Origin of the sequence: Paenibacillus harenae DSM 16969 (assembly GCF_000422465.1) — a bacterium.
In the GTDB taxonomy this organism is placed as follows: domain Bacteria; phylum Bacillota; class Bacilli; order Paenibacillales; family Paenibacillaceae; genus Pristimantibacillus; species Pristimantibacillus harenae.
Window position 1 is genome coordinate 104,528 of record NZ_KE383846.1, and the last position, 12,273, is coordinate 116,800.

At 53.1% G+C, this 12,273-nt stretch carries 9 protein-coding genes; 1 reads left to right on the plus strand and 8 read right to left on the minus strand.

What is annotated here, in order from left to right; genetic code table 11:
* Positions 1 to 180: 180 nt before the first annotated feature.
* Positions 181 to 2,256 carry an alpha-amylase family protein gene (locus H581_RS0131010; protein ID WP_029192642.1) on the plus strand — a complete coding sequence of 692 codons (2,076 nt, stop codon included), beginning with the start codon at positions 181 to 183 and terminating at the stop codon, positions 2,254 to 2,256.
* A 65-nt stretch (positions 2,257 to 2,321) separates the two neighbouring features.
* Here the strand turns inward: H581_RS0131010 and H581_RS0131015 are convergent, their stop codons facing one another.
* The 8 genes from H581_RS0131015 to H581_RS0131045 all read right to left on the minus strand — a co-directional run bounded on the left by H581_RS0131015 (position 2,322) and on the right by H581_RS0131045 (position 12,262).
* Complete coding sequence (locus H581_RS0131015; protein WP_156889741.1) at positions 2,322 to 2,720, minus strand: hypothetical protein; 399 nt, start codon at positions 2,718 to 2,720, stop codon at positions 2,322 to 2,324.
* On the minus strand, positions 2,717 to 2,974 hold the full coding sequence (locus tag H581_RS0131020; protein WP_029192644.1) for an SGNH/GDSL hydrolase family protein: 258 nt from the start codon (positions 2,972 to 2,974) through the stop codon (positions 2,717 to 2,719). The genes H581_RS0131015 and H581_RS0131020 overlap by 4 nt, the downstream gene beginning before the upstream one ends.
* 9 nt (positions 2,975 to 2,983) lie before the next feature.
* Positions 2,984 to 3,109, minus strand: coding sequence for a hypothetical protein (locus H581_RS39435; protein WP_281169592.1), 126 nt, complete (start codon positions 3,107 to 3,109; stop codon positions 2,984 to 2,986).
* 27 nt (positions 3,110 to 3,136) lie between these two features.
* Positions 3,137 to 5,083, minus strand: a complete 1,947-nt coding sequence (locus H581_RS35990) for a cellulase family glycosylhydrolase (RefSeq protein WP_084134884.1) — start codon at positions 5,081 to 5,083, stop codon at positions 3,137 to 3,139.
* 39 nt (positions 5,084 to 5,122) lie between these two features.
* Positions 5,123 to 7,408, minus strand: coding sequence for a DUF5060 domain-containing protein (locus H581_RS0131030; RefSeq protein WP_029192645.1), 2,286 nt, complete (start codon positions 7,406 to 7,408; stop codon positions 5,123 to 5,125).
* A 95-nt stretch (positions 7,409 to 7,503) separates the two neighbouring features.
* Positions 7,504 to 10,071, minus strand: coding sequence for a beta-mannosidase (locus H581_RS0131035; protein ID WP_029192646.1), 2,568 nt, complete (start codon positions 10,069 to 10,071; stop codon positions 7,504 to 7,506).
* Between the two features lie 90 nt (positions 10,072 to 10,161).
* The gene (locus H581_RS35995) at positions 10,162 to 11,193 is read right to left on the minus strand and encodes a glycosyl hydrolase (RefSeq protein WP_036720694.1); all 1,032 of its coding nucleotides are present in this window, start codon (positions 11,191 to 11,193) and stop codon (positions 10,162 to 10,164) included.
* Positions 11,194 to 11,254: 61 nt separating this feature from the next.
* A complete protein-coding gene (locus tag H581_RS0131045) occupies positions 11,255 to 12,262 on the minus strand; it encodes a carbohydrate ABC transporter permease (protein ID WP_029192647.1) in 1,008 nt (335 codons plus the stop codon).
* Positions 12,263 to 12,273: the final 11 nt, after the last annotated feature.

The following is a 12,273-nucleotide window of genomic DNA, read 5'->3' on the forward strand; positions in this document are numbered from 1 at the left end:
CAAAATAAGCGTCAGTATCAAGCCGGGGGATCCGATTTTTAACTGAGGTAAAGATGGTCGTTATCGCTTCCGTGATGCCCCTGCGATTGAGCATACGCATTGGTAAGACTTAACACTAATTTAAACCATTCGGCATGACGATAAAGGGAGTATCACACTTATCCGGAGGCTCTATATAATATGAAGAAAAGATCCATGTTTTATCGCAGCGGTGTATTGGCGTTCTTGTTCGCATTTGTCGTAACAACCGTGTTTGTTCCGATCGGTAAAGTTGGAGGTGAAAGCATTATGCTAAAGACAGGGAACTATCTTCATAGCCCTGCTCCGAACGGAGGGAACTCTCCCGACTGGAAAAATGCCGGGATCATATCCTCAGCTGACGGCGTATTGTTCGATGGAGCCCCGGCTTACGCAGGATGGATGGGCAGCGCGACCTCTCACGCAACTGTGAATGTGGTTATTGATCTGTTGAAGGACTACCCCTTGGACCAGATCCGCGTAGTGCTGAATTCACCCAACAAATATTGGGGATTTAAGGACATTACCGTAAAGTACCGTCCCGAGTCGGCAACGGGGTATTACATTGCAACCAGACACGTAAGAACGGGAACCGAATTGAACTATTCGGTAAGCGTACCGATGTCAAACAAGATGGTCAGGTTTATCGTGTTGAACATTAAGCGTACCCAAGCCTATCAACATATTCCGCTGACGGAAGTCGAGATTTATAGAGGTACGGGCATTGAAGGGCCAAATGCGAAAGCCGCTCTTACCGCGGAAGGATTGAAAGCTGAATTGAAGAAGGAGGCCCTGCTCGCGGACAGGTTCGGGCAATGGATGAATGAAACCTGGTTGGGAAAGGTAACATCCGACGCTCAGATGCGGCAGGAATATGCGAATGAGGCCGTCGCCTTGGCGAACGTTTCGCTGGATCCTACAAGATACGATCAATATGGAGGCATCAGAAGCTTAGGAAAGCAAGCAAGCACCGGGTACTTCAGGCTTCAACAAATCAACGGCAAGTGGTGGTTTATTACGCCGGACGGATATCCCTTCATTGTTAAAGGAGTGGATGCAACAAGTTTGTGGGAGTACGGATATAAAACGCCGATCCTGAAACCAGACGGCACCCCCAAGCAAATTTTTGAGGGGCTGCCCGATCGGACTGCTTACTCTCCCGCTTACACCAGCGACGCCAACGGTGAATACGTCAGCTTCGTCGTCGCCAATGTCATGAAAAAATACGGAAGCGGATATGAGTCGAAATGGGAGGATATCACGAAGAAGCGTTTGATCCAGTGGGGCTTTAACACCTTCAGCAAGTGGACCAAACCGAGAAACATAACGTTTCCGTACATTCAATCGCTGCAAGACCCCTCGAATTTGAGAAGGATACAATGGACGTACGACGTTTTTGATCCGCAGAGCGGACCCATCATCGAGAACGCACTGAAGACGCAGCTTCATAATGCGAGATACAGTAAATGGCTGATCGGCTATACCTACGATAATGAAGCGGGTTGGAATACCGAAATCGTAAAACAGGTGCTGACCTATACTTCGTCCTCACCGGCGAAAAGCGCATTCGTGGATTTTCTTGCGCCAAGATATAATGGCAACATTGCCGAAGTTAATCGGCTTCTTGGCACGAATGTTGTATCGTTTGACGCTTTGAAAGATACCCCGATCGATATCGCCAAAGTTCCCGCGGCCGATGTATCGGAATATATCAGGCTGGCATCCAGAACCTACTACTCCATGATCAGGGACATTATTCAAAAATACGATCCGAATCATCTGTTCCTAGGCACGTCTATCGTTCCTACGTGGCGAACCAGCTTGGATTGGGATCAAGCGGCTATGGCGTTTGTAGATGCCTTTTCTGTAGACAGTTATACAAGAGATGGAAGTTGGATTTCCAGATATGAAAATTACGGAAAGCCCCTATTGAATCTGGAATATTCATTCGGCTCGTCCGAACGCGGACTTTCTTATATCAGTGCGGCTACGAAGACAACGAGCATAAGGGAAAGAGGAATGGCTTACCAAGCCTTTGCGGAAAGCCAGGCCGCACATCCGTTGTTTGTCGGATCAGGTTGGTATGCCTATTACGATCAGCCGGTTACCGGGCGTCCGGATGGCGAGAGCTACAACGTCGGCCTGGTCAATCAGCAGGATCAGCCGTATGCGGATATGGTCAACATCATGAAGACGACAAATGCCGGATTGGAAAATATTCACCTTAATGGGGGCTGACTTGTTTGATCTAATAAAGAAGCGCTGGAGCTCCTAGAGTTCCAGCGCTTCTTGTATGGCAACGTCTATCGAATAATGCCAACCTTGGCAAGACGGAAATTCGATCCCGAGCAGTCCGGCCGATTGCCATGAATAACCTCCGCCTCGAAACGGTGCTTCCCCGGCTTCCAATCGTCACCGTAATAGCTTAGCCGGTACCAGCCGTCGGCGCTTACCCAATCAGGCCGCTCCCGCTTCTCGGTCCGCCATTCTCCGCCGCCGATCCGGTAGCGGAATTCCGCCGACGCTTTGCCGAAATCGAAGCCGATCGCCAGCTCTCTCCCTTCAAATTCGAAGGAAAGACGGGCACCGATGGCTGCCGTTTCCAATACGCGATCAATCAATCCATTCGTAATACGGCCATCTGCGAATCGTCCAAGCTCCTGTCGTGCTAATGCTCTCCAGCGGGAGCTCGAACACATCATCCCAGCATTTCGGATCCAGAGGCGGCGGCATCTCGCAGCTTCGCGCGAATTAGTCCTTCGCGCGATCGGCCGCGTTGCTCGGGCGGCGTGCCTTCATCGTTAACGGCATATTCGACGAATACGAGGTCGCAGCCGCGATCGATCAGGTCCCTCTTCGCGCGAAATGCCGCCAGATCGCTGCCCGTCGCACCGATTGCCGCATTCTCGACCGAGATGCGGGCGTCCGGGAATTGCTCCGCCAGCCAGCCGATCACCGGCTCCGGCTAGTTGTGCCTTGGCCTTGCATCGGTAATCGAACCGCCGATACAACCGACCGTCAGTCGGCCCTCACGTATTTGAGCCCGAGTAAGAATCAAGCTGCCTCTATGCTTCCATAACTGTAACGTCATCCTAGATTTCTCCTCCGCCCATTTCTCTTATTTAATCCTTCTCCGGTTGCGATTCCGTATTAGAATCCCCGCTGTCACTCCAGCCATCAAGACGGTAAGACCAATCGCGCCTGCCGCCATCATGCCATTTCCGGATGTATCTTCGCCGCTGCCCTCCGCAGCTGCAGGCGGCGGAGATTGCTCACCCGCCATTGCTGCGGATGCACCGTCCGATGCCGACGAATCACCTTCGCCGGCCTCCGACTGAGCCTGCTCAGACGTCGCTTCCGGATCATTCGACGATACGCCGACGATACCTGTACCCGTCTTCGTAATGGCATAATCGATGACCTCGCCGCTCCAGAAATGCATCCGCAGCTTTACTTCGCCATCCTTCAACTGCTCCAGAAACTCCTTCGTTAGCGTAATCTCATTCAAGTCATATGCCGGCTTATAAGAATGCGCCATTTCCTTATAAGACGTCCACTCATTCGGGGCAGTGTTGCCGCCGCTCGCGTAAGCGGCCTCCATCGTCGCAAGACGATCGCCCTTGAAGGCCGTCGGAATGGACAGACCGCCGCTCGTTCCTTCCGCATTCCTTAGAATCGGCGTATGATAGCGAATGATATCGAAATGCCAATCTGCGCCGGCCGAGAAGGAAGCAGTAAGAGTACCCTGTACGCCATATTCCTCCGTCAGCAACGACTCGAAAAGACCCGCTTTAATCGTAAGAGATTCGCCGTTCAGACCGTAATCGACTCCCTTCGCAAGCAGGCGGTCTCCATGCCGAAGCTCGGTGAAGGTGTTGCCGTTCAGTTGAAGCGTGACCGCTTGATCCGTTACGGCCGTATCCCTCTTTACGAATAGCTGATCGGTAGACGCAGTCGAGGATCGGCCGCTAAGAGCGGCTTCCATTACGGCATAAAGCTCGGGATCCTTCCATTCGAAGGCTCGCCTGTCATAATGCTGCCCGTTGTCCCAGAGCATCGTTGTCAATTGCTTCTGCTTCGCATAATAGCCCAAGTACTCGAAATATTTGAGCTTCTCGCCCTGCTCGATCGTATCGACGGACTTGTCGAAGCCCAGCAGACCGAACTCCCCGACAATGACCGGGATGCCCTTGGCCACGAATGTCGCATGGACGCGATCGAACGTTTGAATCAGATCATTCCGGGCTTCCTCGTTAAACGTTGTCACCCCTCCCAGATTGACGCTGAACGGATAGAAGCCGTAATAGTGAACCGTTGCAATAATCCGGTTATCGTCCAGCTTGGCGATCGTCTTGTTCAGCTCATCCAATCGCTTCTGCGAAGCGGATGCCGTCAATGTCGACAGCACGAGCGGCCTCTCCTTGTTGGATCCGCCGGAGCCGCGGACAATATGATGAAACGACGTATTCAGGACGTCAAGCATATCGAAGTACCCTTGCGTATCCCTGCCCCAATCGTCGGAAAATCGCGGCTCGTTGATGCCTTCGAACATCAGCTCCATCGGGTAATTCTTGAAGCGGTCCGCGATTTGCACCCATGCCGCCTTGTATCTGGCAAGCACGTCATCATAGTTCGACTCCATATCGAATATCCAATGCGAATCGTGATGAAGATTAATCATGACATACAGTCCCGCATCCAGCGACCAATCGACGACTTCCTGAATGCGGTCCATGAACGCCCCGTCTATGTTATAATCGGGCGCATCTCCCATCCTGTGCTTCCATGTGATCGGAATTCGGATGCTCTTGTAGCCTTGGCCGGCTAGCTTCCCGATCAACTCCCTGGTCGTTGACGGGTTGCCCCATGACGTCTCCGAGCCGGTAGCGTCGAACGTATTGCCCAAATTCCAACCTGGCTGCATCGCATCTGCATAAGCTTGCATATTCATCTCGGCTCCCTCCCTTTTCTGTTCCGCATAGAGCGGCTGTATCGGCGAGCATCCCCCTGCCAGCACGATGGCAACGCATACAATCACAATTGCAGACAAGCTGAGCTTTCTCATCCCACCTGTCCCCTTCCTTGAATAATTGCAGCTTATATACTAACGCGTAATTATAAATGCCATATCCGCTCGTTCGCCTGCCGGAGCAGTCAGCTTAAGAACGCCATTAACCGGCTTCACAATGGCCGCTCCAGCCTCCTCGCCGGTCCACGTATCGAACCAAGTTACGCCAGCCTCGGTTTCCCCGAACCCCGCAATATCCGCCGTTTTCCCTCCTATTGCGCCATTCTCGCTTACGAGCCATCCGTACGACGTTTTCTCTCCGACCATGGCCCAGCCTTCGCTGTCGTTCATCTCGACGGTTGGCGGCTCTGCGGCACTAAGACGCGGATTGCGAACCTTTATAACGGCCGCTTCCGCAGCCTTGTCGGTACTATTCGCGTACACTTTAACGCCCCAGCCGGCAATCTTGTCCAGCTGCCCGGCCGTAATCTGCTTTCCTTCCCGCCAATAACCTGCCGGAACATCCTTCAGCGGCACGCGCAGCGTCGTCCATTCGCCGCTCCGCAGTATGTTGTCACTAGCGCTGTCGCCTTCCGTCCAATTGCCGACCGGCATAAGCACCGGCCTTGCCTTGAGCGGCTCTGCACCATCATATTCGGTATATATGTCCACTAACAGCTCGTCGTAGCCTTGCCAATCGGACCTCCCGCCGACTTGTTGAAGGAAGCCTTGCGAGAAGCTACCCGTAGCGAACAGCATCGACGTCTGGATAGAACCGTCCAGACCCTCCGGCTTGAACAAAGCTCCCGTACTGTCCTTATTCGCCTCAGGCCAGTCGGGCATCACCCAATCCGCAGCATCTGCCCCATCTTCCAACAGCACTTCTTGCTCCAATTGCTTGTCGACCTTCGGCGTCTGCATCGCGACAGGCTGCCGCAGCTCGGCGAAATCGATTTTCCGAACGAATGAAGCGAACACGTTCATTTGCTTATACATCTCATCGTTATAGCTCTCAAGCGCCCACCAGATCGGCCCGGATGCCGCGCCGTTCGCAAGCGAAGACCACATCGAGTTATGATGGATCACGGCATCCGTTACGTTGCCGGTCTCACCGGTCATAACAGGCTTCTCGTATTGCTTCCATCTGTTCTGAATATCTTCAGCGTAAGCTCCGAAATTCAAATCGTAATAGTTCTCGCGATCCGCTATATCGAGCGTCTTGTAGCCATGATCCCAGAAGTCCTCTCCACCGCCGGCCATCGAGCCCATCGTTGGATGCCCGTAAGGATCGTTCTCCTTGAAATAATGGTGCACCTTCGCTACCCAAGCGTTCGCCTCATCTTCGCGGCCAAACGCCCAGCCGTCCGTACCGTTGATCTCGGTAATCAAGTTCCAAATACCGATAGACGGGCTGTAGCCCCAACGTGCAATGATGTAGCGGTACAGTTTCTCCTGATACTTCCACATCTCCGCGTTGCTGTAGAAATCCTCCGCCGCCCCAAGCGTGGAATACGCACCGCGCGTCCATGTCGCCGGCCAGTTCTCGATTTTGTCCGCTAAGGAATCATGGGGCCAAATGACGAAATTCATAAGCAGATTGCGGGCTTCGAACCAGTCGACCAGCTCATCCATGCGGAAGCCCTTCAGCATATCGTAGCTCCCTATTCCCGATAGGATGGACTCAAGCTGCTCCTTGCCGCCTCCCATTCCCGCATTGTCGTAGTTGCCGTTCCAATACGTAACGAGATTGCCGCCATTATCTGCGATCTTCGTCAAGTTATCTTCCGTAATTCCCCACGGATACGCAACGCCAACCCCGTAGAAGGACGAGCCGTCGTCGTATTCGAAGAAACGTTTGTTGTGATCGGACACGCGAATCCAGCCCTTGTTCCCGCTCTTCTCCGCAATGAATAGCGCTTCTTCGCTAACGGTTGTTCCGGTCTTATCCGTCACGGCTACCTTATAGCGCCATTCTCCGCTCTCGTTCGGCGTGAACCGCAGCCTCCACGCCGCTCCGTTATAGAAGCCGTTAATGCGCCACTCCTTGCCGCTGGGAGCAAGGAATACCGCCCGCACGTCAATCTGCTCCGGATCATACGGATTCGCATAATCGGCTTTCAGATCCAATGCCAGTTCAAGCTTGTCATAGGCCGGAAGCGAGATAGATTCCGCCGTTGCCTGATCCGTCTCTGATTCATCGTCCCCTGCCCTTGTTTGAACGGAAGTAAGCTCAGGCCCTTCATCGCCGTCCGGGTCGGGCAGATCAATGAGTGACGACTGAACGGGATTGCCACTATCCGCAATCTGCCATGCCGCGATGACTACCAGTATAATAAGTAGGATTGAAGCTCCAATGACGATCAAACGTTTTGTTTTAAACATATCGGCCCCCTGAAACATAAATACAATCGCAGTCTTATGGAATAAAAAAGCTGGAGAACCTTCTTGCCCGTCTCCAGCCTTTTGTTCCTATCTGTCTATACAACTTCGACCTGGCTTTCGGCCAAATAATCAATCATCGAGCTAACAGCAATCGCACCTGACGCGGACGGCTTGCTTAAGGCTTCGCCAACCTCGCGATTCACGAATTGAACGACCTTCGGAACGCCTGGGATAAGATCGAAGAAGTTGTCGGAGAAGCGACCGGCTTGCTCGGCCTTCAGCCATACTTGCTTCGCCAGCTTATCCGCCGCAAGCTCATATGCCGTTCCCGCGCTGCCTGCCACTTCCCTCACCGTAATCGACGCTGGCTCCAGACGCAGCTCCTTCGTGCTCGCGAAGTAGTACTGCTTGCTGATTGCAGGCTCCCCGCCGGCGTCTGAAGCAAACTCCGCATGCAGCACTACCGAGCCGGCCTCGCTTCCGCCAAGCCATTCGTTTTCGTTCAAGGAGTAGACGACCGAAGCGCTGTTGCCCTGCAAAGCTGCCGAAGCGGCGTCCTCCCTTAGACATACACCGCTGAAATCGTACAACGCAACTTTCAGAGACCCGCTTATCGTTTGAAGCTTATCCGTTACAAGATGAATATTGACCTGTCCGTCGTCCGAGCGGTCGAACGATAGAATCGTATCTTCGAAGCTATGCTTCGCGTAATGCTGCATCGCCTTCCATTTGCCATAGTAATCGATGCCCGCCCAAGAAGCGACCGGCCAGCAGTCGTTCATCTGCCAGTAGAGCGTGCCCATGCAATAAGGCATTTTGCGGCGATGCGCCTCGATAGCCATCTTCATCGCTTCCGCTTGGAGCACTTGGCTCATGTACAGGAAGGAAGGGAAGTCCTTCGGTTCGTTCATATAAATGTCCATATATTGCTTAATGAGACGGTTGCCGTCGCCGTTCTTCTGATGGGCGCGCATGACCTTCGAATCCAGCGCCAAGTCCTGCTCGGTAGCGAACGTCATCACCGTATCGTACTCAGGGAACGACTGGAAGCCGTATTCGCTCATGAAGCGGCCGATCTTCAAGTTATAGTTCTCGAACGGCTCTACCGCATGCCATACTCCCCAATAATGGACGTCGCCCTCCGTCGTCAGCGGATGCGCATGCTGGTTAATGTCGCCGGATACCGACACAATCGGCGATGAAGGCCAATAATCGATGCCCGGGGCAAAGCTTTCCACGGCCTCGGGCAAGATGCGATGGAAGATCGCTTCGTAATCCGCCCAGATTCGCTCGCGCTGCTCGGCTGTATAGCTCTTTTTCCAACCCCAGCCGCCTGTCTCGTCGTACTGCGCCCATGCGGAATCAATCTCATTGTTGCCGCACCACAATACGATGGAAGGATGATTGCGCAGCCGCTTCACGTTCTGCTCCGCTTCCGCCTTCACGTTAGCAAGGAATTGTTCGTCGCCCGGATACATGCTGCAGGCGAACATGAAGTCCTGCCAGACAAGGATCCCGTATTCATCGCATAGCTCGTAGAAGATCGACTGCTCGTAGATGCCGCCGCCCCACACGCGCAGCATATTCATGTTCGATTCAGCCGCCGAAGCAATCTCATGTCTATACCGGTCGGCCGTGACATCCGTAATGAAGCTGTCATTCGGAATATGGTTGGCACCCTTCGCGAATACGGGCACGCCGTTCAGCTCGAAGTAGAAGCTTGCGCCAACGGCATCTTTTTCCCTGACGAGCTTAATCGAACGCAGGCCCGTACGGGCCGTCTTGTCCGCGACAACCTGCCCGCCTGCGAACAGCTTCGCCGAGAAGCTGTACAGATGAGCTTCGCCAAGCCCTCTGCTCCACCATAGCTTCGGATTCGGAATGACGACCGGCACGCTTACGTTGTTTTTACCGGACTTGACGGCTACTTGGCTCTCCCACGTCAGGCCGTCCGCATGCAGGCTCAGCGTACCGTTCCAATCCCGCTCGGACTCGATCTCGACATGCAGCGTCAGCCGCGCTTCGGCAGCCGCTACCTCATTCTGCTCGACGAACAGATCCGTAATGACGCACTCGGACCAGCCTTCCAGCCGAACCTCCCGCCAAATGCCGCTCGTCACGAAGCGCGGACCCCAATCCCAACCGTAATGGTAAGGCGCTTTGCGTGCAAAAATACTAATTTTATTGTCTCCCAGTCCGCCAAGCTCCGACTGGTCGTTCGATGCCGGGAGATTGTAGCCAAGCACGTCGATCTTAGGCAAATCCGCTTTTACCGGCGAGCGGAACTTGATATGCAGCGTATTTCCTTGTTCTCTTACAAGATTCTTCACATCCGCTCGCCAAGCGCGGAACATATTGTCTGCCGACAGCACATGAACGCCGTTTACAGAAACGTCCGCATAAGTATCAAGCCCGTCGAACGCGAGCTCAATCGATGATGCCGCAAACAAGCTGCGCGGCACGTCGAAAGTAGATTCGTACTCCCAATCTATTTTGTCGATCCACTGCAAATCATGTTCATTCGTCGCGTAGAACGGATCCTTGATCACGCCGTTCTTCAGCAAATCCGTATGGACGCAGCCCGGCACGACGGCCGGAAGCCACTCCTTCTCCTCGCATGCTTTAAATTTCCAGTCGCTCAATAACGGTAAAGTTTCTCTCATCACTCTTCCTCCTGTAGTCTATCTTCTGTGTATTCCTATCACTGCTATATTTCTCTTTCTTCCTGCTATAAACATCTTCCGCATCGGAAGCTAGCGCAGCGGATAGCTCCTCAGATCGGGTACCTCATCTCTCGTCACCGAGAACGGATGGTTGTAGAACTTTAGCAGCTGCTCCAGCTCCGTATATTCGCCTGAATATTGCTTTCGTCCGTCCTTCACCGTATAGACGAAGTTGCCGTACCACGTACAATTCCAAGCCCAAAGCGCTTGATCGCGCAGCATCAGATCCGGGTCCGGAATCGGGCCATTCTCCGATAAAGCGATGATCTTGTTCATCTTCGTATACGACCGGGCCGCTCGGAATCGCTCGGCCTGCGATTCATAATGCTGGGCCGGCGGATAAATATCTTCTCCGATAATATCGACGTATTCATCGCCCGGATACCAGTCGGAATGCTGCCCGTTCCATACCCATATCAGATGGTTCAGCTTATGCATGTTCGTCATTCTGTCATACATCAGCTTCCATAGCTTGACGCAAGGCTCGGCCCCCTTCGCCCCCCACCAGAACCAACCGCCTGACGCCTCGTGCAGCGGACGCCATAATACCGGTACGCCTGCTTCCTGCAAGCGCAGCAGTTGGACCGAGATCGCGTCGATATCCCTAATGAGCAGCAAGTAGTCTTCCGAAGATTCGTCGTCCATTGCCTTCTTCACATCGAACGTCGTTGCGTTCGTATAGAAGCCTCTGTCCCAATTGCGGTCCGGCAGTTCATCGATCAAGTCTTTAGGCGCGTTCCAATGCCAGCAAAAAGTGACAATGCCCCCGTTATTCCACCAATCGATCGCAATGTCGGTATCGCTGCACACAGAGCCGCGCTCCGTTCGCGAGGGCGTGTAGTTCATGAAGTCGAAGCCGTACACTGCCGGATACCTGCCTGTCGTTTCGTAAATGATGTCTACCTCCGGGGAAGTAACGACCCCGATCTGTTGACCGGTCAATATCCGCTTCCCATAGCTGTCGCATAAGTAGGTCATCAGCCGCTTGGCGTTGTCCTCCGCATTCGGATTAATGAGGTTAGGCTCTACTCGAAAAAAAGCTTGATCGTTCGTATTTATCATTAGCGGCTTCTCCCATTCATCGCTTTTCTTTATTTACTTCAACCTATATCGGCTTTCTTCCTTAACCGATAATACCGGAACGCTCAACGCTCTCAACGAAGTAACGCTGTACGATCAAGTACAAAATAATGAGCGGAATAATAGCGAGCAAAATGCCCGTATCGATAATAAGCGCCACGTGGTTCGGGTCGGCCTTCACGTTCGTCCCCGTACCGACGCCGGTCAACACCGGAATGAGCGCGTTCGCCTGCGCGGGCAGAGATGCGATCTTGATCGGCATGAGCGATGTCTCGCTCATGAACAGCGACGTATAGATCGTATCGTTGTATTGCCATACGAAGCAGAACAGGATAACTGTAATCATCGGCGGAATCGCGTTAGGCAGCATAATGCGCAGAAACGTCTTAATGCCGCCCGCGCCGTCGATTAGCGCCGCTTCTTCGATTTCCTTAGGCATTCCTTTGAAAAACTGGCGGAAAATGTAGATGAACAATCCCGCCTTCAGCCCCATCGCCGTGGCCGACGTAATAATCGACGGCCAATACGTATTCAGCAGGTTAACGCCTTCCTTGCCGGTGAACAAGGACACCAGCCCGAGCACATCGAAGCTTCTGAAGTGCAAGTACATCGGGACGAGCAGCGTGCTCGTAGGCACGAGTATCGTCAATATGACGAGCGCGAACAGAACGTTGCTGCCCGGGAAGTTGAAACGGGCAAATCCGTATCCGGCCAGCGCGCACGATGCGCCTGTCAGCAGCGTCGTGGCGACGACGAACAGCATCGTATTGCCAAGCAGCGGGAAGTAGTCCAAAATTTCCATCGCCAGCTTCAAGTTGTCAAGCGTGAAGTGGACGGGAACCATATAAATCGTCGGATTGTAAATATCGATCTTGTCCTTGAATGCCGTCGAGAACTTCATAAGGAGCGGATAAATAATAATAAACGAGATGCCGATGACGAGCATGTAGCGGAAGATGGAGTACAGAATATCGACCGTTTTGTTTCTCGCCTTTTGCAGCCTGTATTTGTTCGCCTCGTTGCTGACCGCCTGAGGAGTCCCAGCTTCCATCTTATTTCCTC